Below are 22438 nucleotides of genomic sequence, written 5' to 3'. Positions count from 1 at the left end.
ACGCGGAGGGGCGGACAGGTGACGGCAGACGCGGCGGGGGCGGTGGAGATCGGGGGCGCGCTGGCCCGGCTGCGGCGCGCGACGGGACTGCCCGTCGCGTTCGGCGGCCTGCTGGAGTCCGGCCGGCCGCAGGTCCGCATCAGCGAGTTGAGCGGCACGACCACGGCCGCGCTGCGCTCGCTCGCGGTGACCTCCGGAAGCGGGCTCGGCGGCAAGGCGGTGGCGCTGGCCCGGCCGTGCGCGGTGCCGGACTACCCCAGCTCCCGGCAGATCAGCCACGAGTACGACGTACCGGTGGCCGCCGAGGGCATCCGCTCGGTGCTCGCGGTGCCGGTCGTGGTCCGACGCCGGGTGCGCGGGGTGCTGTACGGCGCGCTGCGCTCGGCCCAGCCGCTCGGTGACCGCACGCTGGGCGCGGCGATGGCGGCGGCGCGGGACGTGGAGCAGGCGCTGGTGGTGCGGGACGAGGCGCGGGGGCTGCTGGCGGCGGCCCGGCCGGAGCGGGCCGGCCCCGATCAGGGTGCCGCCTGGGAGCAGGTGCGTGAGGCGCATGCGGCGCTGCGGGCACTGGCCCCCCGGATCGGCGACCCGGGGCTGCGGGAGGAACTGCTGGCCGCGTGCGGTCTGCTGACCTCGCCGCCGCGAGCCGGGGGCGTGACCCTGGCGCCACGCGAGCTGGACGTGCTGTCCTGGGTGGCGGCAGGGGCCACCAACGCGGCGGTGGCCGAGCGACTGGGCCTGCGGCCGGAGACGGTCAAGGGGTATCTGCGTGCGGCGATGCGGAAGCTGGGCGCGCACACACGAGGGGAGGCGGTGACCGCGGCCCGCAGGGCGGGGCTGCTGCCATGACCCGAAGGCGGTGAGGAAACCTTCCCATTCATTCGGCGCCACTTTGAATTTCCCTCTGCATGACTGTTTGTTATTTCCCTCACCACGGCTTCCGTCCGAATTTCAAGGATCGTTGCCTAGAATTTGGCCCGGACACGACACACGAGGGGAGCGGTGACCGTGCGACGGGACTTCCAGGAGCCTGCCAGGTGCCGCCCCGACCTGGTCATCGGCCGCGAGGAGTTGTTCGCCGGCGCCCGGGAGCAACTCGCCTCGGGGGGCAGTGTGCTGCTCCACGGCCCCGCCGGAATAGGGAAATCCACCGTCCTGCGGGCATTGGCCGAGGAATACGGCGCCACCGCGCGCACCGTCTTGCGCTGCTCGGCCACCGAGTCCGAATCCCACCTTCCGTTCCTCGCCCTCGCCGACCTCCTCGGCCTGGTCCTCGACGACGTCGCCCCCCGCCTGCCCGCCGCCCAGCGCACCGCCCTGGAGTCGGCGCTCACCGGCCGCGGCGAGTCCAGCCTGCAGCGCGACGGCCTCGCCCTGCGCCTCGCGGTGCTCTCCGCGCTGCGCGCGCTCGCCGCCCACGGCCCGGTCCTGGTCGTCGCCGACGACCTGCAGTGGCTGGATCCGGCCAGCGCCGAACTCCTCGGCTTCGCCGCCCGGCGCCTGGAAGGCACCGCGGTGCAACTGCTCTGCGCGGTCCGCACGGAGGGCCAGGAGAGCCAGGAGTACGACCGTCACCTGCGTGCCTGCCCGCCGGGCACCCTCGCGGTCCGGCTGGCCGCGCTCTCCCGCACCCAGGTCGCCCAGCTGCTCGACCATCGCGGCCACGGCGGCCTGAGCCGCTCCACGGTCCGCGAGATCCACCGCACCAGCGGCGGCAACCCGCTGTTCGCCCTGGAACTCGGCCGCGCCCTCGCCGAGAACCCCACCCCACCCCGCCCCGGCGAACCGCTGCCGGTGCCGACCTCGCTGCGCGCCCTGGTCCTCAGCCGGCTGGACATGCTCTCCGTGGAGGCCCGCCGCACCCTGCTCGTGGCCAGCGCCGGCGCCCGCCCCACCCCGGCCCTGCTGCACGCGGCCGGCCGGGAGAACGCCGAGGCCGAGTGCGCCCAGGCCGCCGAACTCGGGCTGCTGGCCACCGAGCCCGACGCCCCGGCCGTACGGTTCGCGCATCCGCTGATCTCCGCCGCCCTGTACGCGGAGGCGCCCGCGCACGAACGGCGGGCCGCGCACGCCGCGCTGTCCACCGCCGCGTCCGACCCGATAGAGCGGGCCCGGCACCTGGCCCTCGCCACCACCGGCACCGACCCCGAGGTGGCCGCCCGGCTCGCCGAGGCCGCGGCCCTCGCCCGGGACCGCGGGGCACCGTCGGTCGCCGCCCAGCTGGGGCTGCTCGCCGCCCGGCACACCCCCGCCGACGGCACCCCGAGCCAGGAGGAGCGCCGGCTCACCGCCGCCGAGGACGCGATCACCGCCGGCGAGGTCGACCTGGCCCGGGACATCGCCCGGGAGGTGCTGACCCGGGCGGCGGTGCCCGCCGACCGGGTGCGGGCCTGGATCATCGTCATCGACACCGCCGGCCACACCATGGCCGAGGTCGACGCCGTTTTCCCCCAGGCCCTCGCCGACGCCGGCGACGACCCCCGGCTGCTGGCCCTCGTCCACTACCAGCTCGCGTGGCGGGCGCTCATCGTGGAGGGCGACTTCACCGAGGCCCGCGAGGCCGCCGCGCACGCCGCCGAGCTGGCGGCGCGCGGCCAGGACCGGCGCACCGAGCTGCTCGCCCTCGCCTTCCAGGCGCAGACCGAGACCCTGATGGGCCATCCGGAGGCACCCCGCACCATCAAGCGGGCCCTGAAGGAACCCCAGGACCCCCGGGTGGCCTGCCATCACAACGGCGCGGGCAGCGCCCGGTTCCGCTGGCTGGTCATGGGCGACCAGCTGGCCGAGGCCCGGGCCACCGTCACCGCGCTGCTGCGCGAGGTCCGCCGGCGCGGCTCGGTGGAGAGCGAGGTGCACTTCCTGCGCGGCCTCGCCGAGACCGAACTGCGCGCCGGGCACTGCGGACGCGCCCTCGACCTGGCCCGCGAGAGCCTGCGGCTCGCCCGGGACTCCGGGATCGGCGAGACCGCCTCGGCGATGCTCACCTCGCTCGCGGAGGCCTCCGGCGGCGATGTGGACCGCGCGCTGGCGCTCGCCCGGGAGGCGGTGGAGCACGCCGAGGAGGACGGCGACCAGATGTACCTCTCGCGGGCGCTGGGCGCCCTCGGGTACGCCCAGCTGGTGGCCGGGGACCCGGCGGGCACCGTGCGCTCGCTGCGCCGGGTGCGCAGCCTGGAGCTGGGGCTCGGCATCACCGACCCGGCCCGCGGTCGCTGGCACGGGGACCTCGCCGAGGCACTCGTCCGGATCGGTGAACCCGCCGAGGCGCAGGACGTCATCGACGTCAGCCGCGAGCACGCGCTGCGGCTCGGCAGGGAGAGCGTGCTCGCCGTGCTCGACCGGTCCGAGGCCCTGGTGCGCGCCGCGCAGGGCGACCTGGAGGCGGCCGTCGCCCAGCTGACGTCCGCTCAGGACCGGCTCGGCAAGCTCGGCTACGGCCTGGAGGAGGCGCGGGCGGCGTTCGCGCTGGCCCGGCTGCGCAGCAGACGTCCGGCCACCGGCCTCGGCGCCACGGACACGCGAGCCACCGGCCTCGGCACCGCAGAGACCCGGGCCACCGGCCTGGGCGCCACGGACACGCGGGCCACCGGCTCCGGCACCGCAGAGACCCGGGCCACCGCCCTCGGCGCCACGGAACCCCAAGCCACCGGCTCCGGCCTCACGAAGGCCCGACCCACCGGCTCCGGCACCGCAGAGACCCGGGCCACCGGCCTCGGCGCCGCAGAGATCCGAGCCACCGGCCTCGGCGTTCCGGAGGCCCGAGCCGCAGGTCTTGGCGCCACGGAGGTGCGAATAGGCTCCGCCTCCGCGGCCGTCGACGAGGCGATGCGGATGTTCCGCCGCTGCCGGGCGCTGCCCTGGCTGCGCCAAGTGGAGGAAGCCCTCACCACCCCCGAGCCGGAACCGGCGCCGGCCATTCCGGACGCGCCGGCCGCCCTGGACATGCTGGCCGCGATGGAGCGTCAGGTCGCCGCGCTCGTCATGGAAGGCGCCACCAACCGGGAGATCGCGGCCCGGCTGTTCATCAGCGTGAAGACGGTGGAGGCGACGCTGACCCGGGTCTACCGCAAGCTGGGGATCCGATCGCGGGTCGACATCGTCCGATTGGCGGCAGGTCGCCGCGCGAAGTGAGAACACGGCCGGTTAACTGAACCGGACCGAGGGTTTTCCCTCACCCAACCCCCTAGGGGGTTCCCTCATTGGGAGCCAAGGGTTCCGGGTCCTAGCGTAAGGGGCGTGCCGCTCGCCCGGGCACACGGGGGTCGGTCCCGCGACCCCCGTGCACACCCCCCACACCCGCGCGACCCCCACCGGTGCAACCCCCACTGAGGAGACTCATGTTCGGGCTCAGACGTGCCAGAAAGACCGCCGCGACCCTGGTGGCCACCGCCGCCGCCGCGGCGACCGCGCTGCTCGCCTCCCCCACGGCGAGCGCCGCACCCCAGCCCATCGTCGGCGGTACGACCACCACGACGACCGCGTACCCGTTCATGATGCAGATCACGGACGCGTCCGGGAACCAGTTCTGCGGCGGCACCCTGGTGGCCGCCCAGAAGGTCGTGACGGCCGCGCACTGCATGGTCGGCGAGACCACCAGCAGCGTCCGTGTGGTCGGCGGCCGGACCTACCTGAACGGCACCAACGGCACGGTGAGCCGGGTCAGCAAGATCTGGATCAACCCGGACTACACGGACGCCACCAACGGCGACGACGTGGCCGTGCTGACTCTCTCGACGTCGATGCCGTACACCGCGGCCAAGTACGTCTCCTCCTCCCAGACGGGCGTCTACGCGGCCGGCACCACGGCCCGGATCCTCGGCTGGGGCACCACCTCGGAGAACGGCAGCTCCTCCAACCAGCTGCGGACCGCGACCGTGCCGATCGTGTCCGACTCCAGCTGCCGCTCCTCCTACGGTTCGGACTTCGTCCAGTCCGACATGGTTTGCGCCGGATACACGTCCGGTGGCGTTGACACCTGCCAGGGCGACAGCGGCGGTCCCCTGATCATCGGGGGCGTCCTGGCAGGGATCACTTCCTGGGGCGAGGGGTGCGCGGAGGCCGGTTACCCGGGTGTCTACACCCGGCTGACCACCTTCTCGGACCTGGTGACCACGCAGGTCAACTCGTAGCCCGGAAGATTTCCCGAGCACCCCTCGGGTGATTGCCAGGGGGCGTTGCGAGCCACCACGAGCGGCCCGCAACGCCCCCTATCCACGTGCCCGGCTACGCCGTCCGGCGGCCCGTCGCGGAGGCGAAGCCCAGCCAGGTGTGCCGGTTTCCCGCCCAGCACCAGCCGACCTTGGGGGCGTCACGGCGCTCGCGGCCGTCCCGTCCGGTCCCGTTGCTGATCCAGATCGCCGGGGTCCGGGCCTCGGTGTTGAGGGCGGGCAGCGCCTCGTCCGGGCTCCAGTTGGCCATGTGGTCGCCGCGGTCGAGGCCGGTGAGGAAGTAGAGCGGGGCGTCGGGCAGCGCCACCGTGTCCAGCGGGGCGAAGAGGTCGACGTCGGGCATGTCGACGACCACGAACCCGGGCTTCCCCGCGCGGCGGAGCAGCGGCGCGAGGGCGGAGGCCGGGGCGCGGTCCGGGTGAACGGCGAGCAGCGCCCCGCCGCCCGAGAGGTCCTCTCCCGTCGCGGCGAAGGCACGCACCTCGGCGGCGGACAGCCCGGCGGTCTCGTGCACCCCCAGCTCGATCAGTCGTTCGGCCTGTGCGCTCGGGGCCGGAAGTGCGGGCAGAACGGGGGCGGATACGGGCGTGGTCTCGGGCACGATGCTCCCAGGGACGACGACACGGGGACCCAGGGTCAACGTGACGGCCCGTCGGAACCTTCCCCTCCGCCTGCCGCCGGGCGTCAGCGCGGTACGACGTCCCCGAACCGGATGTCGTAGGACTCCCCCGGATGCAGCACACGCAGCATCCGCTCCCCCTCCGCGGCCACCTCCTCCCGCCGGCCCTTCGTCAGCCGGTCGAAGGTTTCGATGACCAGGGCGCCGGGGTCGAGCTTCCACAGTCCGGCCAGGAAGCCGTCGACCAGGAGGGTGCGGTAGGCCTGGTTGCCCCGCGCGTTGCGGCCCCGGTGGGCGGGCGGGATCACGCGGGTGCGGTCGGCGTGGGAGAGCAGGAGGTTGTCGAACTCGGGCAGGAAGCGGGGCGGGGCCGGGGTGGCCGGGTCGGGCCGCGGGGCGTCGGGCAGGTCGAACAGTTCCACGCCGTCCGGGTCACGGAAGGTCAGCAGCCGCGGGCGCAGCCTGTCGAACGCGGGCCGCAGACGGGTGAGCCCGGCCCAGGTCTGCATGTCCTTCACGGAGGCGGGGCCGAAGGCGGCGAGGTAGCGCAGGACCACGGACTCCGGCGCCGGGGCCGGCTCGGCGGGGCGGCCCAGCCACTGCTCGGCGGTGGTGAGAGCGACCTGGCCGCTCTCCTCCCACAGCCCGCGCGGGGTCACCTGGACGAGCGGGAGCGTGCAGCGGGCGGCGACGGCGAGGGCCCCGGGGTCGGCGTCCGGCCACTCGGCGGCCAGCGCCTGGCGCAGCTCGGCCATGGTCCGGGGCCCGGCCTCGACCAGCTCCCGGGCGACGGCGGCGAGCCGGTCCAGGTCGACGCCGGCCAGCCCCTTGCGGAAGTTCCCCAGCTCGCGGTCGCGGGCCGGCTGCACCAGGGGCCGCAGGGCGAGGCAGTCGTCGGCGGTGTGGGTGTGGATCGTGGACCGCATCGTGACGATCCGCGCCACTTCCCGGCGGGCCATCAGCCCGGCCAGCTGGTCCGGCGCGAACCCGTCCAGGCGGGCGGCGAGGGCGTAGTACGGGGGCTTGGTGTTCTGCGCCTGAAGTCCGAGGAGGTGTTCGACCGCGTCCCGCGCGGACCGCGGGGAGCGGCGCAGCAGGAGCTGCCGGGCGAGGGTGGCGCGGTTCAGGGCACGGACGTCCAGGACGGGGGCCACGCGCGCGGGGTCGCCCCCGCGGCCCGTGCGCCGCCGCTCACTGCTCTCAGTCATGCCCGCACGCTAACCCCCATTGCGGACAGCCTCTGTCCGCAATGGGCCCGGTGGACGGCGGGCCGAACCCGGCGACCGGGCACGGCGCGCGGATATCCTGCACATACCCCCGCTGGGTGATCACGCCGTACGCAGGCACCACGGAGAGGCGGCCGATGTCCGAGCGATTCAACGGCAGGAACGGCGGACGCAGGTCCGTCTGGCGCCGCGCCGCCACCGCGCCCCAGCCGCCCGCCGCCGAGCCGCCCACACCCGCCGCCGGTGCGGCCGGGGCCGCCGGGCCGGCGAGCGTCGTGGAGGCCGCGCTCTACCGCGACGGCGTCCGGGTCGCCTCCCCCGCCGGCCTCGCCGAGACCTACCGCGCGCTGCGCGAACAGCCCTCGGGCATGGCGTGGATCGGCCTGGCCCGTCCCACCGGCGACGAACTGCAGTCCCTGGCTGCCGAGTTCGGGCTGCACCCGCTCGCCGTCGAGGACGCGATGGAGGCCCACCAGCGGCCCAAGCTGGAGCGGTACGGCGACACGCTGTTCGTCGTCCTGCGGGCCGCCCGCTACCTGGACGCGCCGGAGGAGGTCGACTTCGGCGAACTGCACGTGTTCGTCGGCCCGGACTTCGTCATCACGGTCCGGCACGGCGCCGCCCCTGGCCTGTCGGCGGTCCGCCACCGCATGGAGGAATCACCCGAGCTGCTGAAACTCGGCGCGGAAGCGGTGCTCTACGCGATCCTGGACGCGGTGGTAGACGGCTACGCGCCCGTCGTGGCCGGCGTCCAGAACGACATCGACGAGATCGAGACCGAGGTGTTCCGCGGCGACCCCGAGGTGTCCCGCCGTATCTACGAGCTCTCCCGGGAGATGGTCGAGTTCCAGCGCGCCACCCGCCCGCTCGTCGGCATGCTGCACGGTCTGATGGCAGGGTTCGCCAAGTACGAGACCGACGAGGAACTCCAGCGCTACCTGCGGGACGTCGCCGACCACGTCACCCACATCAGCGAACGCGTCGACGGCTTCCGCCAGGCCCTCACCGAGATCCTCACGGTCAACGCGACCCTGGTCACCCAGCAGCAGAACGCGGAGATGCGGGCCCTTGCGGAGGCGGGCTTCGAGCAGAACGAGGAGGTCAAGAAGATCTCCAGCTGGGCCGCCATCCTCTTCGCGCCGACGCTGGTCGGAACCATCTACGGCATGAACTTCGTCCACATGCCCGAACTGCGGTGGGGCTTCGGATATCCCTTCGCGATCGGCTTGATGGGCCTCGTGTGCGGAAGCCTGTACGTCATTTTCAAGCGACGGGACTGGCTCTAGGACGAGCGGACACCGGCGGGACGGCCGTAGTGCTCCGCGACCTTCGCCGCCGTACGCACGCAGATCCGCAGGATCCGGACCGACTGGGAGATACGCGGATGCCTCTGGGGGCCGGCCCAGGGCGCGAAGTTCGTCCACGGCGGAGCCTCGATCCCCGGGTACGCCCGGTCGGGCGGCGGCACGAAGACGGCGGACCGGGACGCGTCCATCGCCGAGTGGCACGTGCTGTACGACGATCCCGGCCACGAACTCCGGCTGCTCGGCCTGCGTCCGCCGCCCAGGGCGTTCGGGTCGGGTGTGCTGGACACGGACGGCGCCTGCGGGAAGAGGGGGCCAAGGCCCGGGAGCGGCTGCTGGCGCTTTGAGACGATGCCCGGGCTCGCGCCTCGCGGACGGGAATGCGCGCGGACGGTGTGGTGTCGTACGAGTGGATCACGGACTCGGTGAGAGGGGCGGGCGTGAGTGACGCGTTGGTGCTGGGTGGCGGTGGAGTGGGTGGGATCGCCTGGATCACGGGGCTGCTGGCGGGGCTCGCGGATGCCGGGCGGGACGTGACGGGGGCCGGTCTGCTCGTGGGGACCTCCGCCGGGTCCACCGTGGCGGCCCAGCTGGGCAGTGGGCTGAGCCTGGAGGAGCTGTACGCGCGGCAGACGGACCCCGCGCTGCAGGCCGCCGAGATCATGGGCGAGATCGATATGGAGAAGTTCGCCGCCGAGATCGGGGGCGCCATGGAATCGGCCTCGTCCATGGCGGAGTTGCGACGGGCGGTGGGGAAGGTGGCGCTTGCTTCGCGGACCGTCTCCGAGCCCGAGCGGCGCGCGGTGATCGAGTCGCGGCTGCCGTCCCACGAGTGGCCGGAGCGGGCCCTGAAAGTCGTCGCGGTGGACGCGGAGAGCGGTGAACCGCGGGTCTTCGACCGGGCCTCCGGCGTGCCACTGGTGGACGCTGTCACGGCGAGCTGTGCCGTGCCCGGCGTGTGGCCGCCGGTGACGATCGGCGACCGCCGGTACGTGGACGGCGGGGTGCGGTCCGTCGCCAACGCCGACCTCGCCGCCGGTGCCGACCGGGTGCTGGTGCTGGTGCCGCTGGGCCCCACCGAGCCGCTCCCCAGCGAGCAGCCGCTGGAGCGGTCCGTGGCAGAGCTGCGCGCCGCGGGCGCCGAGGTCGTGGTCGTCGCTCCCGACGAGGCGTCGGCCGCGGCGATCGGCGACAACCCGCTGGACCCGGCCACCCGCCGCCCCGCCGCGGAGGCGGGCCGGGCGCAGGGTCGGGCACTCACGCTCCCCTGGACGCGGGGCTGAGCCGGCACCTCCCTCCCCGGCCGTACGCCGGCGGGTTCACGGTCCGCGGTCGCACACCGACGGCAGCCAGGTCAGGCCCCGGGTGCCGCTGAGGGTGTCCAGGGAGCGGAGCAGGGTGTCCAGGTGGCCGGGGTGGGCGAGGAATTCGATCGTCGCCTCGGCGAACGCGTCGCGTACCGCCGGCGGCATCGCGTCGGAGGCGTCGAAGCAGCGCACCGCCCGGTCGTCGCGGAGGGTGAGCGCGAGGGAGCGGTGCCAGTCGGAGCGGGCGTCGCCGGGGTCGGGCCGGACCCCGGCGTGGACGGAGAAGCCCGACTCCTCGGCGGTCCAGGCGCGTTGGGCGTCGGCGGAGGCCAGGTAGCGGATCAGCTGCTTCGCCTCCGGTGTGGCGTGCAGCAGGGCGACCAGGTCTCCGGAGACCTCCCAGGCGCGGGTGGCGGGGGCCCCGAAGATCAGCTGGGCGGAGGGCTCGTAGCGGCCGTCGGCGTCCTGCCAGGCGGGCCGGTTGCGGATGAACGACGCCTGGTGCTCCAGCGTGCAGCCGCGCGGGGTCGCGGTGACCGGTTCCGACGCCTTCTCGTACGGGGTCTTCAGGGCCCGCCGGACGAGGTCCGGGTCGCCTCCGGCGCCGACCAGACCGCCCCAGGTGGTCCACGCGTCTCTCACCTGCTTCGACCGCCAGGGCAGCTCGCCCCGCGCCCACCGCTCGTAGACGTCCGGGCCGTACCGCTGGAGCAGGATGTCCTCGATCCAGTCGGTGCCGGGCCAGCCGCTGGTGGCGCCGGAGCCCATGCCGACGCACCACTCGGCCGGCTGGTGCACCGCCTGTCTGCGCTGCTGCTCCCCGACGCCGGCCGGGTACCAGACGATGCTCTTCAGGTCGGCCTTGAGCGGGAACCAGTACACATGGCCGTCCGTCAGCCGGGTGGCCCACGACGTGCCGAAGTCCTCGCTGTTCACCAGCTTTTCGAGCGGGACCAGATGCTTCTGCCGGGCGTACTCGGCGAGTTCGCCGGGGCCGGTGAGCACCACCACGTCGGGCGGTGTCCCGGCCTCCACATCGGCGCCGAGCACCTGGCTCTCGGCGTTGCTGCCCTGGTAGTCGACATGGACGTGGTACTTCCGCTCGAAGGGCTCGATGACCGCCTTCCGGAAGTTCGTCTCGTCGTCGCCGGTCCAGTTGGCCAGCAGGGTGACGGTCGGCTCCTGCCCGAGGGCGCGTACGCCGATCACGACGGCCGCCGCGAGGACTGCCAGGCAGCTCGCCACCACGGTGACGGTGCGGACCAGACGGCGGGAGGGCCGGGGCCGGGCGCTCACCGGGGCCTGAACCGGTAGTCGTCGATGTGCCGCCGCAGGCCTGTCTCGGCCAGTGCCATGAGCAGGACGCCTCCTATCAGGATCCACACCGCCGCCGCCGCGCGGAAGCCGGTGTGCGCGAGGTACGAGGCGGTGTCCCGCCCCGCGTCGGGGATGAGCCGCCCGGGCAGCGGGCGGTCGAGCAGGGCCCGGGTGTCCGCCATGCCCTGCTGGGTCCACACGGTGAACAGCACGGTGGTGACGACCCCGGCGAGCAGCAGGACGGCCGCGGCGATGAGCTGGCGGTTGTAGCGGCGCCGGAAGCGGCGGCGGAGGAAGAGCTGGGTCTCCAGCAGCGCGGCACCGAGGGCGAGGGTGAGCAGCAGGGTCACGGTCCAGGCGAGCCACAGCAGCGGGCCGAACGAGGTCTGCCGGTGCACGGCGGCCCGCTGCTGCCGTTGCAGGGCCTTCAGCCGGGCCTGTATCCCGGAGCCCTTCTCGGTCAGGATGCTGGTGGCGTAGCTCAGGTACGCCTCCCGCAACATGCTTCCGTCGGGCTGGAGTTGGGACTGCTGGACCTTGACGGAGTAGACGGTGATCAGTCCGGCGACCGTCTGCAGGGCCTGCCGGCCCGCGGGCCCGCCGATGTCGTCGTCGGCCGCGGCGGCGGCCAGGCTCTGCGCGGCGACCGAGATCTGCTTCTGGAAGTCGCTGGTCGGGGCCGGCGCGCCGGCGTCCTGCTGGGCCTGGCCGAGCGCGTACAGCGCGGTGTCGAGCGACAGGACGGCCGGGGCGCTGGAGGTGCGCAGCGGGTTCGCGTCGGCGTGCACGCCCTGGTAGGAGAGGAACAGGGCCAGCGTGAGCAGGGCCGACAGGGCCAGCAGCAGCCGGTGGCGGACGGCGAGGTCCCGGGCGGTGGTACTCCCGCCGCCCTCCGACGGACGCGCCCCGGCACCGCGGAGCCGGGCGAGGGAGCGGGGGGACCGGTCAGGGGCTCGGCGGTCGGCCGGGTGCGCGGGCGGGTACGACGGGGCGGGCTGATCGACGGAGGCGACGGTACCGGTCCCCCCATCGGCGCCCGCACCGACGGTTGTCATACGGCCGGCGCCCGGCCCGGAGGCCGTAGCCCTGCCGACGCCCGCCCCGGGAGCCGTATTCCTGCCGGCACCGGGTCCAGAAGCCTCAGCCCCACCGGCGCCCACCCCAGAAGCCGTAGCCCCACCGGCGCCCGCCCCAGCGGCCGGAACCCCGCCGGCGCCCGGGCCGGAGGCCTTGCCCTTCCCGTCGCCCGCGCCGACGTCCCCGCCTCTGCCTGCGTTCATGCGGGGGACCCCCTCAGCAGCCGCCCGCAGTCGCCGCCGCAGTACACGGAGTCGGCCGGGCCGAGCCAGTCGCAGTCCGGGCATGCGACGAGCCCGTCGGGGCGGACGGGCAACGCGGGATCGCCGGAGTCGGGTGAGGCGGCGGACCCGGCACCCGCCCCGGGCGCGGCACCTCCTCCGGAACTGACGGCGGCGTCCGCCCCGCCCGCACCCGCTGCCGCCGGTGGGGTCGTCAGGGCGCTGGAGAGGATCAGGTGCTGCCAGTCGACGTCCTTGAGGTCGGTCCGGATCCGGCCGGTGCCCGGCGCGGCCTCGATCAGCAGGAGCGCGCCGAGCAGCTGGGCGTCGCCCAGTTCACCGGCGAGCGCGAGGGCGCGGGCGAGTTCGCGGTCCGCGGTGTCGCGGCCCTCCGTGCCGCGCAGCCAGGCCCGGTACGCCTTGGCGACGGCGGCGCTCGCCTGCTGGTACAGCTCGTGCCGGCAGACCCCGGGGTGCTGCCGGGAGGCGTCCAGCGGGTTGTCGGTCCAGCGCACCAGGACGGGCTGCGGCGCGGGCAGCCGTACCGGCCGCCGGACGTCGGGTACGACGATCTCCACGGCGGCCAGCTGGAGGTCCTCGCCGGTCTCGCGGCCGGTCGGGTCGGCGGTCAGGACGACCTGGAAGTGCCGTACCTCGTCGCCCCAGGCGCGGGTGACGTACTCCGCGGCGCGCCCGCCGGACCCGGCCGGGACGGGTGACAGTTCCTGCTCGTTCGGCACCACCTGCTTGACCTGGCGGATCACGGTGCCGGGGGTGGGGGTGAGCCGGATGCGCAGCTCGGGCAGTGCCGTGCCGAGCAGCCCGGCCATCAACTCCTCGTAGGCTGCGGTCAGTTCGGATTCGGCGCGGACGGCCCGGGCACGGCCGTCCAGCCGCCGGCTGATCCGCAGCAGCAGTTCGGCGTCCCAGTCGTCGCCGATGCCCCAGGCGTCGCAGACGAACCGGCCCGCGCAGGCGTCGAGGACGGTGTCCAGGGGCCGGTCGGACCGGTGGTCGTGCTCGTTGCGCCCGTCGGTGAGCAGCAGGACGTGCTTGACGGGGGCGGGCTGGTCCTTGAGCAGCCAGCGGGCGAGGTCGAGCCAGGCGCCGACGGCGGTGCCGCCGTCCGCGTCCAGGATCCGTACGGCACGCTCGGCGGCCTCGCGTTCGCCGGGCCCGGCGACGGCGAGCGCCTGGCGGCCGGGCCCGGGATGGACCACGGTGGCGTCGAACCGTCCGGAGAGCACGGCGAAGGCGGTTCCGTCGGGCAGCATCCGGAGGGCCGCGACGGTGGCGTCCTTGGCCGCGTGCAGTTTCGCGGCCGGGTGGAGCATCGAGCGGGAGGTGTCGACGATCAGCACCTCGGCGAGCGCGGGCCCGGTGCCGGGCGCGGGCGCGCCGGTGCGCTCCGCGCCGCCGGGGCTCCTGACCCCGATCTCCAGGATGGCGTGCATCTCCCGGTCGGGGTGGTGCCCGGCCGCGTCCGGCACGACGGGCAGTTCCTTCTGCTGGCCGACCGCGAGGGTCACCTCGGTCTCCTCGGCCACGGTCATCGCTGCCTCTCTCCCGGGTTCGTGGGTGTGGTCAGAAGGTGGTCATCGGCCGGACCGCGTGGGCCAGGTCGAGCAGCCGGCCGTGCTCCCCGGCGGTGCGGGCCTGCGCGGCGAGCTGCCGGAAGGAGTGCTCCAGCCGGGTGCGCAGGCTCTCCTCGTCGCCGGGTCCGAGGAGGTCCCCGGCGGGGAAGTCGGGTCCCCAGCCCTGGGCCAGCCGGCTGTGCAGGGCGTTCTCGCGGACCTCGGCCTCCAGCCGGGCCCGGGACTCGCCGGCCGCGGCGCCGCCGTCCAGGCGCAGTTCGGGCAGCCGGCGGGCCGCGTCCCCGAGGCCGGCCGGGGTGGGCGGGCGGCCGTGCAGGAGGCCGGCGCGGATGCGTACGGCCGCGATGCGGGCGGCGTCGTAGTGCCGGGAGGTGGCGGGGACCTCGTCCAGGACGCGGACGGCGGCGTCCCGGTCGCCGCCGGCCAGGTGGCCGCGGGCCAGGCCGAAGGCTGCGGCGGTGTGCGCGGCGTCCCGTTTCCAGACGGCCTCGTAGTACCGCATGGCGCGGGCCGGACGCCCGCCACCGGTGCCCCCGCCGCCGGTGCGTTCCGCGCAGTAGCCGAGGGCGAGCTTGGGCACCCACTCGCCGGGCAGCGCCTGGTAGACGGCGTCGAAGCGGGCGCCGGCCAGGTCCACCTCGCCCTTGCTGAGGTGCAGTACGCCGTGGTGCCAGGCGATGCGCCAGTCGTGGGCGGCGCGTTCGCCGAGCTGGGTCTCGGCCTCGGCGAGCCAGCTCTCGGCCGCCGGCTGCTCGCCCTTGCGGAGGTAGGCGCGGCACAGCCACAGCGCGGTCTCGGGGGTGCCGAGGCGGGGTTCGTGGGGCCACTGCCGGGCGACCCGGTCGGGGGCGTCGGGCGGGAAGGTGTCGAGCAGCAGGGCGGCGCCGTCGTCGGGATCGGGGACCGGTTCCGGCAGGGCGCCGGCCACCTCGGCGGCGGGGGGCGGGGAGACGTCCAGGCCGGCGGGGTGCTCGCCGGGGCGGCCGGTCCAGTGGTCCAGGGCGGGGATCGCGCCGAGTCCGGCGTCGAGGCTGGCGCCGGACGCGCGGAACCGGGTGGAGCTCTCCGGCAGCTGCTCGCCGAACTGCAGGGAGCGGAACTCGCGCAGGACCTCCCACAGCTGGCGGGACATCTCGGCGGCGGAGCGGAACCGGGCCCGGGGTTCGGCGTGCGTGGCGCGGGCGATCAGGCGGCGGAAGGAGTCGGGGGCGAGACCGCGGGCGGGTTCGGTGCCACGGGCCAGGAACTGGAGGGTCATGCCGACGGTGTAGAGGTCGCTGTCGACGTGCCAGCCGCGGCGGTCGATCTCCTCCTTGGGGGGTGCGTAGCCGGCCGTGTAGACGTAGGCGGAGGTGCGGTCGCCGATGGCGCGGACGGCGCCGAGGTCGATGACCTTGATCGCCCGGTCGAAGTGGATGACGTTCGCGGGCTTCATGTCGCAGTAGAGCAGGCCGCGTTCGTGCATGTACTGCAGGGCGCCGAGGATCTTGCAGCCGTAGGTGAGGACGTGGTCCAGGCCGGGGCGGCCGTGGAAGATCCGCTCGATGTCGTCGGCGTCGAAGAGCTGTTGCAGGGAGCGCCCGCCGATGTAGTCCATGACCAGGTAGCCGTTGAGCGGGCGGCCGGGGGCCTGGTGCTCGGTGTAGGTGATGAGGCGGACGATGTCCGGGTGGTGCAGGTCGGTGAGGGAACGGCGTTCCTCTACGGCGGTGCGGCGGGCGAGGGCGTCGTTCACGTTGATCTGGCCCTTGAGGACGACCCGGTGGCCGTCGGCGTGGGTGTCCGCCGCGAGGTAGACCCAGCCGAGGCCGCCGTGGGCGAGGCAGCCGAGGACCCGGTAGTGGTCGTCGACGACGGTGCCCTCGGTCAGCTCGGGCAGCAGGGAGTAGGGCGTGCCGCAGCGGGGGCAGCGGCCGGCGGGGCGGGCGGGCTGGCCGCCGTATCCGATGCCGATGGTCATGGTGCAGCCGTCGGCGCCGCAGCGGCGGCCCCCGGTGGGCGGGCGGGGGTCCTCCACCAGCACGTCGTCGTCGGGGACGGGGATCTTCGGCAGGACGACCAGTCCGTGCTGGTCGAGTTCGCCGATTCCGGCGACGGCGTGGACGGCCGCCGGCCCCGGCATCTCCTCGGCGGTGCCGGCCGGGCGCCGGGCGGGCGGTTCGGTGCGCGGCTCGGCGTGCCGGTGGCCGCAGGTGTCGCAGTAGCCGGTTGCCATGATGCGGCCCGCGCAGCCGGGCCGGACGCACGAGGTCATGAGGCGCGCTCCTCTCCGGGTGCCCGCTCCGCTCGGCACCTGGTGGACGTCATGACACGCCCTCCGCTCCGGGTGCCGTGGCGGAGCAGAAGCCGACGAACCGCTCGACGGCGGCCTCGGCCCGCTCGATGTCGCAGGGGGTCTGCCGCAGCAGCGACTGGGCCTGTTCGTACAGCCGGTACGCCGCCATGACCCGGTCGCCCTGCGCGGCGGCCCGCTGCCGGCACAGCGGCCACTCGGCGCCGACGCGGCCGAGGAGTTCCTCGCGGCGGCGCAGCCGGGCGTCGAGCAGGCCGATGGCCTCCTCCAGGCGCCGGCGACGCCGGCCGACGGCGTCCTCGAAGGTGAACAGCAGGTCGGCGCGCCCGGGTTCGCGCTCCTGGTCGGGGGTGTGGGCGACCCAGGCGCGCAGCATCCGGGTCCGCCGCACGCCGGCTTCGGCCTGGTCGAGCAGGGGCTGGGTGCCGAGGGCGGGCAGCACGCGGTCCCGGCGGACGTCCAGCGCGGGCCCCAGCTCCTCGGTGATCCGGTCGAGTTCGGCGTGCAGCGTGGCCCAGCGGTTGCGCAGCGGCCGGTGGACGAGGGTCTCGGCGGCCCGGGTGGCGCGCTCGCCGGGGCGGCGGAACGCCAGCAGCAGCCGGGCGCCCTGCCGGGCGAGCCGGTCCAGCAGGCCGAGCAGGGCGTCGGGGTCGGCCGCCTGGTCCACGGCGACGAGTACGGCGGCGAGCGGGACGCGCAGGGCGCCGAGCCGTTCGGGGCGGGGGTCGTCGCGGATGCCGAGGCGTTCGGCGATGCGGTCCATGACCTCCGCGACCGTCATCCCCTTGACGTCCAGGGCGAGATCGTGGGCGCCGGCCGGGGGCACGGTCTCGGGCGGGTCGTGGCTGACGGCGCTGGTGTTGCGGAGGGTGCGCAGTTCGCGGTCGGCGAGGGTGACGGCGCGCTGCAGGGTCCAGGCGCGGTCGCCGCGGGCGGGGACGTCGGTGACCAGCACCGGCCAGCCCTCGCCGCGGAACCAGGCGGCGAGCTCGGTGGCGAACGGTACGTCGAGCCGGCCGGCGGCGCCGGTGCCGGTGCCGGTGCGCAGCCGGGGGTCGACGGCCTCGGCGCCGTCGGTCCAGGCGGCGACCTGCGGCAGATGGCTGAGGATGGTCTCGGTGGGGCTCATGTAGCTGAAGACGGAGCCCGGTCGGTCGTCCACGCTGAGGACGATGCCGATGACCTGGTCGGTGGCGTGGTCGACGACTCCCCCACCGCTGAAGCCGGGGGCGGCGAGTTCGCCGGGGGTGAGCGGGCGCAGCTGCACCTGGCTGTCCCGGCCGCGGGCGGCGACCAGGGTGGCGCCGTGCCAGCGCCCGCCGTCGTCGTCCTCCGGGAAGCCGTACATGCTGACGGGTCCGTGCGGGGCGGCGAGCCGGTAGAGCCGGGTGGTGTGCTCGGCGGGCAGGGGCGCGGCCAGCCGGAGCAGGGCGAGGTCGCCGCTGCGGTCGCCGAAGGTGTCCTCCCGCTGGGGCACATGCTCGTCGGGGTGGACGGTGGCGGGCACGGCGGCCAGACCGGGTACGCCGACCAGCCGGACGGTGTACCGGTGGCCGGGCCGGACGTTGTGGCCGGCGGTGAGCACCCGTTCGGGGGCGAGCAGCACGCCCGCCCCGAGGACCGTCCCGTCCGGCGTCTCGATGCGCGCGATCCAGGACGGTGTCCGTAACCGCGCTGTGACGACTCGCTCCCCCGTGCGCGTCATGGTCCCGAGGTTACTCCGCGTACCCGTCCGGTACTACTGGTGTGCACGGGGTCGTTGCGGAGCCACGCGGTCCGGGGCTCACGGGTGGCAACAGGTACGACTCGAGCGCGAGCCGGAAGGTGTCCACCCGCGTCCATGCTCAGACGCCCCGCAAAGCCGTGACCACGTCGCTGTCGCTGAGCTGGCCGAAGTCCTCGTACCACTGGCCGACCGCGGCGAAGCCCGCCGGGCGGTGGGGGCAGACGACGGTGTCGGCCTCGGCGGCGAGGGAGCCGAGGGCGTCCGGGGCGCCGACCGGTACGGCGAGGACGAGGTGGGCGGGGTCGCGGCGCCGGACGTGGCGCAGGGCGGCGCGGGCGGTGGCGCCGGTGGCCAGACCGTCGTCGACGACGATCACCGTGCGGCCCTTGAGGTCCGGCGGCGGGCGGTCGCCGCGGTAGCGCCGCTCGCGGCGGTGCAGCTCCTCCCGCTCGCGGTCCACGTCCCCGGCGAGGGAGTCCTCGGTGAGTCCGAGGCGGCCGAGGGTGCCGGCGTCGAAGAACGGCGGGTCGTCCGCGGCGAGCGCGCCGACGGCGAACTCCCGGTGGTGCGGGGCGCCGATCTTGCGGACGACGAGTACGTCGAGCGGGGCGCCGAGGGCCCGGGCGACGGGCTCGGCGACGGCGACTCCGCCGCGGGGCAGGGCGAGGACGACGACCGAGTCGGGAAGGGCGCCTTGATCGTGCAGGTCGCACAGGAGTCCGGCGAGTTCCCGGCCGGCTTCGGCGCGGTCCCGGAAGTACATGGGTGGTCCTTCCGCCGGGGTGTGTCCGCCCCCTCCTTCCATGGTGCTACGGCGCCGTCCGCACGGTGCTGTGGAGCGTGACCGCCAAGGACTGCACGACGAACGGCTCGGCGCTCATCACCAAGCGCGTCCTCGCCCGGTCGTCCCGGCGTCATCGACGCGCTGAGGGCGCGCGGCCACGTCTTCGTGACGGTTCCTCAGCTGTCGGCGCCCGGCAAGGTGTACCGCCTCTGCGGCGACCGCGCCCTACCCCTCAGAAGACCACCGACCAGCCCTCCCGGCCGGCCTCCTCGGCGGTGTAGGAGACGCCGTGCACCTTCAGGCCGGCCGCGTCGAGGAGCGTGATCTCGCCGCCGTGGTTGCCGAGTTGGCCGTCGGCGGTGAGGGGCACGGTGAGCCAGGCACCGGCCGCGAGCGGGACCGTGGCCGGGACGGGCGACCCCTCGCCGAGGCGGCCGACGACGCGCCAGCCGGTCAGGTCCACCGGGTCCGGCGAGGCGTTGAGGAGGGTCACGTTCTCCGCCTCGGGGGCGGCGCCCTTCGGGTTGACGAGCGCCGCGACGATCCGTACGGGCTGCGCGCCGGGTGTGGGCCGGCTGCCGTCGACGTCGTCCAGGGTGTGCCCGGTGGTGTCGTCGGTGTGCCAGGACTGGCTCTGGAAGGCCAGGAAGATGCCGATCCAGCGGCCCTGCGCCGGGAAGTGCAGGAGGAGTCCGCCGTCCTGCCACACGCCGTCGTCGCCGCGGAACCGGCGGCTGTTGCCCTGGTTCATGTGGATGTCGTGCACGCCGTTGCCGGGCAGGAAGCCGAACACCTTGTCCTTGACGGCGGGTTCGGGGCCGAAGCGGGCACCGAAGAGGTACATCCGGGCGTCGGGATCCTCGACCGCGCGCCGTACGTAGTGGTCGAGGAGGTCGGCCAGGTCGTTGTCCGGGCCCGCGACGTCCGGCGGGAGCGACCGCATGCCGGCCGGGTCGAACAGGTTGCCGCGGACGAAGTCGAGGTTCGGGCCGCCGGGGTCGGACGGCAGGCTGTTCCAGCCGCTCGGCAGGCCCGCCAGGCGGGCGGTCAGCGGGTGCCGGAAATCCTCGGCGACCAGGTAGAGCAGCTCGGAGGGGTGCTCCTGCGAGAGCACGTTGACCGAGGCGCGGTAGTGCGTGCCCTGCCCGTCCATGAGATGGATCTGGTAGTGCGGTGTGTCCTTCGCGCCCTCGCGCCGGGTGTCGACGGCGCGCGCGATCAGGACGCCGTAGGTCTTCAACGGCATGAGATCAACTCCCCCGGAAGGCGGACGGGTTGCCCGGCCCCTGGCAGGAAGCGTAGAAGGAGGAAGCCGGTTGCACCGCCCCGAGCACCGACTGTTTCAGGATACGACTCCTCATGGACACCCGCTACGCGAGCGGGATGAGGCGCGGCGCCGAACGCGCAGGTGAACGGCGCCCATTGCCTACGATCGTGCCGTGCCCACCTTCTCCTTGGAACGTACGGCCCCGCTCCCGCTCGACGAGGCGTGGCGCCGGCTCACCCAGTGGCCCCGCCACGCCGACGCGGTCCCGCTGACCCGGATCAGGCTGCTCACGCCCGCGCCGACCCGCGAGGGCACGCGCTTCGTGGCCCGCTCGGGGCTCGGCCCGTTCGCCTTCGACGACGTCATGGAGGTCACGGTCTGGCGCCCGCCCGCCGACGGCGAGGGCGGCCTGTGCCGGCTGGAGAAGCGTGGCCGGGTGATCCTGGGCTGGGCGGAGATCGAGGTCCGGCCGGGGCCCGGGGGCCGTAGCCGGGTGGTGTGGCGGGAGGAGCTGCGGGTCCGCTTCCTGCCCCGCGCCTTCGACGGGCTGCTGGCGCGTGCGGCCCGTACGCTGTTCGGCCGGGCGGCGAACCGACTGCTCAGGCGGCCGTGAACCGCCCGGTCCGGTGGTGTTCAGTCCTTGCGGCCGGTCGCGGCGACCGTCACGCCCAGACCGATCATCGTCAGGCCGCCGATCCCGCCGACGGCGGACATGCGCCGCGGCGAGCGGGCGAACCAGTCCCGGGCGGTGGACGCGACCAGTCCCCAGAGGCTGTCGGAGGCCAGAGCCATCGCGTTGAAGACGAGGCCGAGCAGCAGCATCTGCAGGGGGACGTGCCCCTGGTCACGGTCCACGAACTGGGGCAGTACGGCGGCGAAGAACACGATCGTCTTGGGGTTGGCCACCCCGACCGCGAAGCCCTCCCCCAGCGTGCGCAGGCCGCTGTGCGGCTCCCCGGAGCCGGTGAACGCCTCCCGCAGCGAGCCGCGCCGCCGCCACGCCTTGACGCCCAGATACACCAGGTAGGCGGCGCCCGCGAGCTTCAGCGCGGTGAACACGAGGACCGACCGCTCCACGACCGACCCGACGCCGAGCGCCACGGCCACCACGAGGACGTAGGCGCCGAGCGTGTTGCCCACGACGGTGGTCAGCGCGGCGCGCCGCCCGTGGGCCAGCGCCCGCCCGATCACGAACAGCACGCTGGGCCCGGGGATCACGATCAGCAGGAAGGACAGGGCCGCGAAGGCCAGCAGCCGGTCGGTGGACATCATGGCCTCATGCAAGCACGGGGACGGCACCGCCCGGCAACCGCTTTTCCCGCGCTGTCTCAGGCGACCGAGCCGAGCCGCCCCGCCTGCCGCGCGCCCGTGTCGTGGTGGATGGGGGTGTGCGCGCCGGTCAGCGCGACGCCGCTGCCGCCGCGCCGGCCCGCGACGATCTCCGCCGCGATGGACAGCGCCGTCTCCTCGGGCGTACGGGCGCCGAGGTCGAGGCCGATCGGGGAGTGCAGCCGGGCCAGCTCCAGCTCGGTGACACCGACGGCGCGCAGCCGCTCGTTGCGGTCCAGGTGGGTCCGGCGGGAGCCCATCGCGCCGACGTAGGCGACCGGCAGCCGCAGCGCCAGCTGGAGCAGCGGTACGTCGAACTTGGCGTCGTGGGTGAGGACGCACAGGACGCTGCGGCCGTCGACCTCGGTGCGCTCCAGGTACCGGTGCGGCCACTCCACGACGATCTCGTCGGCCTCCGGGAAGCGGGTTCGGGTGGCGAACACCGGGCGGGCGTCGCACACCGTGACGTGATAGCCGAGGAACTTGCCGATCCGGACCAGCGCCGACGCGAAGTCGATCGCGCCGAAGACGATCATCCGGGGGGCGGGGACGGAGGACTCGACCAGGACCGTGAGCGGGGCTCCGCAGCGGGAGCCCTGTTCGCCGATCTCCACGGTGCCGGTGCGGCCCGCGTCCAGGAAGGCGCCGGCCTCGGCGGCGACCGTGCGGTCCAGCTCGGGGTGGGCGCCGAAGCCGCCGTCGTGGGACCCGTCGGCGCGGACGAGGAGGGCCCGGCCCCGCAGCTGTGCCGGACCCTCGGCGATCCGCGCGACCGCCGCCGCCTCCCCACGGGCGGCGGCGGCCAGCGCGGCCGCGAACACCGCCCGGGCGGGACCGTCCGCCCGGACCGGTGTGACGAGGATGTCGATGATGCCGCCACAGGTCAGGCCGACGGCGAAGGCATCCTCGTCGCTGTAGCCGAAGCGTTCGAGGACGGTTTCCCCGTCCTCGAGCGCCTGCCGGCACAGCTCGTACACGGCGCCCTCCACGCACCCGCCGGAGACCGAACCGATGGCCGTTCCGTCGGCGTCCACCGCGAGGGCGGCGCCGGGTTGGCGCGGGGCGCTGCCGCCGACGGCCACCACGGTGGCGACGGCGAAGTCACGGCCCTGCTCGACCCACCGGTTCAGCTCCTCGGCGATGTCCAGCATCTCTCGGTCTCCTCACGGGGTTGGGACAGGCGCCCCGAAGGGGCGCGGGGAACT

Annotated in this window: 18 protein-coding genes and 1 pseudogene; 7 read left to right on the top strand and 12 right to left on the bottom strand. The window is 74.7% G+C overall.

The features are described 5' to 3' along the window. Window positions 1-18 precede the first annotated feature (18 nt). The 3 genes from ABZ937_RS05930 to ABZ937_RS05920 all read left to right on the top strand — a co-directional run bounded on the left by ABZ937_RS05930 (window position 19) and on the right by ABZ937_RS05920 (window position 5129). Complete coding sequence (locus ABZ937_RS05930; RefSeq protein ID WP_361686100.1) at window positions 19-849, top strand: helix-turn-helix transcriptional regulator; 831 nt, start codon at window positions 19-21, stop codon at window positions 847-849. A 153-nt stretch (window positions 850-1002) separates the two neighbouring features. Beyond that, window positions 1003-4131: an AAA family ATPase gene (locus ABZ937_RS05925; RefSeq protein ID WP_361686098.1), complete on the top strand. Its 3129-nt coding sequence runs from the start codon at window positions 1003-1005 to the stop codon at window positions 4129-4131. A 206-nt stretch (window positions 4132-4337) separates the two neighbouring features. After that, window positions 4338-5129, top strand: a complete 792-nt coding sequence (locus ABZ937_RS05920; protein ID WP_361686096.1) for a serine protease — start codon at window positions 4338-4340, stop codon at window positions 5127-5129. 94 nt (window positions 5130-5223) lie between these two features. Here the strand turns inward: ABZ937_RS05920 and ABZ937_RS05915 are convergent, their stop codons facing one another. After that, window positions 5224-5769: a DUF5701 family protein gene (locus tag ABZ937_RS05915; protein ID WP_361686094.1), complete on the bottom strand. Its 546-nt coding sequence runs from the start codon at window positions 5767-5769 to the stop codon at window positions 5224-5226. An 83-nt stretch (window positions 5770-5852) separates the two neighbouring features. Next, window positions 5853-6995 carry a winged helix DNA-binding domain-containing protein gene (locus ABZ937_RS05910; RefSeq protein WP_361686092.1) on the bottom strand — a complete coding sequence of 381 codons (1143 nt, stop codon included), beginning with the start codon at window positions 6993-6995 and terminating at the stop codon, window positions 5853-5855. A 155-nt stretch (window positions 6996-7150) separates the two neighbouring features. On the opposite strand from ABZ937_RS05910, the gene ABZ937_RS05905 reads away from it, so the two are divergent. Continuing rightward, the gene (locus tag ABZ937_RS05905) at window positions 7151-8299 is read left to right on the top strand and encodes a magnesium and cobalt transport protein CorA (RefSeq protein WP_361686090.1); all 1149 of its coding nucleotides are present in this window, start codon (window positions 7151-7153) and stop codon (window positions 8297-8299) included. Here ABZ937_RS05905 and ABZ937_RS05900 read toward each other — a convergent pair. Continuing rightward, the gene (locus tag ABZ937_RS05900; RefSeq protein ID WP_361686088.1) at window positions 8296-8607 is read right to left on the bottom strand and encodes a hypothetical protein; all 312 of its coding nucleotides are present in this window, start codon (window positions 8605-8607) and stop codon (window positions 8296-8298) included. The genes ABZ937_RS05905 and ABZ937_RS05900 overlap by 4 nt on opposite strands. Before the next feature lie 150 nt (window positions 8608-8757). Here ABZ937_RS05900 and ABZ937_RS05895 point away from each other — a divergent pair, with 150 nt between their 5' ends. Beyond that, on the top strand, window positions 8758-9600 hold the full coding sequence (locus ABZ937_RS05895) for a patatin-like phospholipase family protein (protein ID WP_361686086.1): 843 nt from the start codon (window positions 8758-8760) through the stop codon (window positions 9598-9600). 36 nt (window positions 9601-9636) lie between these two features. On the opposite strand, the gene ABZ937_RS05890 is transcribed toward ABZ937_RS05895, so the two are convergent. The 6 genes from ABZ937_RS05890 to ABZ937_RS05865 form a co-directional block, all read right to left on the bottom strand. Next, window positions 9637-10920, bottom strand: coding sequence for an ABC transporter substrate-binding protein (locus tag ABZ937_RS05890; protein ID WP_361686084.1), 1284 nt, complete (start codon window positions 10918-10920; stop codon window positions 9637-9639). Continuing rightward, window positions 10917-11996, bottom strand: a complete 1080-nt coding sequence (locus tag ABZ937_RS05885; RefSeq protein WP_361686082.1) for a hypothetical protein — start codon at window positions 11994-11996, stop codon at window positions 10917-10919. Before ABZ937_RS05885 ends, ABZ937_RS05890 begins: the two co-directional genes overlap by 4 nt. Window positions 11997-12217: 221 nt before the next feature. After that, window positions 12218-13792, bottom strand: coding sequence for a VWA domain-containing protein (locus tag ABZ937_RS05880; RefSeq protein ID WP_361686080.1), 1575 nt, complete (start codon window positions 13790-13792; stop codon window positions 12218-12220). A gap of 31 nt (window positions 13793-13823) precedes the next feature. Further along, complete coding sequence (locus ABZ937_RS05875; protein WP_361686078.1) at window positions 13824-16088, bottom strand: tetratricopeptide repeat protein; 2265 nt, start codon at window positions 16086-16088, stop codon at window positions 13824-13826. A 49-nt stretch (window positions 16089-16137) separates the two neighbouring features. Next, window positions 16138-17832: a trypsin-like peptidase domain-containing protein gene (locus ABZ937_RS05870; RefSeq protein WP_361686076.1), complete on the bottom strand. Its 1695-nt coding sequence runs from the start codon at window positions 17830-17832 to the stop codon at window positions 16138-16140. Window positions 17833-17971: 139 nt separating this feature from the next. Further along, window positions 17972-18616 (bottom strand): phosphoribosyltransferase family protein, encoded by a 645-nt coding sequence (locus ABZ937_RS05865; RefSeq protein ID WP_361686074.1) that lies wholly within the window; start codon window positions 18614-18616, stop codon window positions 17972-17974. 65 nt (window positions 18617-18681) lie between these two features. On the opposite strand from ABZ937_RS05865, the pseudogene ABZ937_RS05860 reads away from it, so the two are divergent. Beyond that, a pseudogene (locus tag ABZ937_RS05860) lies at window positions 18682-18844 on the top strand (polysaccharide deacetylase family protein); the annotation flags it as partial. Window positions 18845-18869: 25 nt separating this feature from the next. On the opposite strand, the gene ABZ937_RS05855 reads toward ABZ937_RS05860, so the two are convergent. After that, the gene (locus tag ABZ937_RS05855; protein WP_361686072.1) at window positions 18870-19883 is read right to left on the bottom strand and encodes a DUF2278 family protein; all 1014 of its coding nucleotides are present in this window, start codon (window positions 19881-19883) and stop codon (window positions 18870-18872) included. A gap of 193 nt (window positions 19884-20076) precedes the next feature. On the opposite strand from ABZ937_RS05855, the gene ABZ937_RS05850 reads away from it, so the two are divergent. Then, on the top strand, window positions 20077-20517 hold the full coding sequence (locus ABZ937_RS05850) for an SRPBCC family protein (RefSeq protein WP_361686070.1): 441 nt from the start codon (window positions 20077-20079) through the stop codon (window positions 20515-20517). 20 nt (window positions 20518-20537) lie between these two features. Here ABZ937_RS05850 and ABZ937_RS05845 read toward each other — a convergent pair whose 3' ends face one another. Further along, a complete protein-coding gene (locus ABZ937_RS05845) occupies window positions 20538-21176 on the bottom strand; it encodes a LysE family translocator (protein ID WP_361686068.1) in 639 nt (212 codons plus the stop codon). A 56-nt stretch (window positions 21177-21232) separates the two neighbouring features. After that, window positions 21233-22384, bottom strand: a complete 1152-nt coding sequence (locus ABZ937_RS05840; RefSeq protein WP_361686067.1) for an XdhC/CoxI family protein — start codon at window positions 22382-22384, stop codon at window positions 21233-21235. Window positions 22385-22438: the final 54 nt, after the last annotated feature.

The sequence above is a fragment of the Streptomyces sp. NPDC046727 genome, from assembly GCF_040645635.1.
In the GTDB taxonomy this organism is placed as follows: Bacteria; Actinomycetota; Actinomycetes; order Streptomycetales; family Streptomycetaceae; genus Streptomyces.
This window is presented reverse-complemented; position numbering and strand designations above follow the sequence as displayed.

Coding starts and splice junctions, on each gene's coding strand:
- ABZ937_RS05920 (WP_361686096.1), top strand. CDS start 4,338: ATGTTCGGGCTCAGACGTGCCAGAAAGACCGCCGCGACCCTGGTGGCC.
- ABZ937_RS05910 (WP_361686092.1), bottom strand. CDS start 6,995: ATGACTGAGAGCAGTGAGCGGCGGCGCACGGGCCGCGGGGGCGACCCC.
- ABZ937_RS05905 (WP_361686090.1), top strand. CDS start 7,151: ATGTCCGAGCGATTCAACGGCAGGAACGGCGGACGCAGGTCCGTCTGG.
- ABZ937_RS05885 (WP_361686082.1), bottom strand. CDS start 11,996: ATGACAACCGTCGGTGCGGGCGCCGATGGGGGGACCGGTACCGTCGCC.
- ABZ937_RS05880 (WP_361686080.1), bottom strand. CDS start 13,792: ATGACCGTGGCCGAGGAGACCGAGGTGACCCTCGCGGTCGGCCAGCAG.
- ABZ937_RS05875 (WP_361686078.1), bottom strand. CDS start 16,088: ATGACCTCGTGCGTCCGGCCCGGCTGCGCGGGCCGCATCATGGCAACC.
- ABZ937_RS05870 (WP_361686076.1), bottom strand. CDS start 17,832: ATGACGCGCACGGGGGAGCGAGTCGTCACAGCGCGGTTACGGACACCG.
- ABZ937_RS05865 (WP_361686074.1), bottom strand. CDS start 18,616: ATGTACTTCCGGGACCGCGCCGAAGCCGGCCGGGAACTCGCCGGACTC.
- ABZ937_RS05855 (WP_361686072.1), bottom strand. CDS start 19,883: ATGCCGTTGAAGACCTACGGCGTCCTGATCGCGCGCGCCGTCGACACC.
- ABZ937_RS05845 (WP_361686068.1), bottom strand. CDS start 21,176: ATGATGTCCACCGACCGGCTGCTGGCCTTCGCGGCCCTGTCCTTCCTG.
- ABZ937_RS05840 (WP_361686067.1), bottom strand. CDS start 22,384: ATGCTGGACATCGCCGAGGAGCTGAACCGGTGGGTCGAGCAGGGCCGT.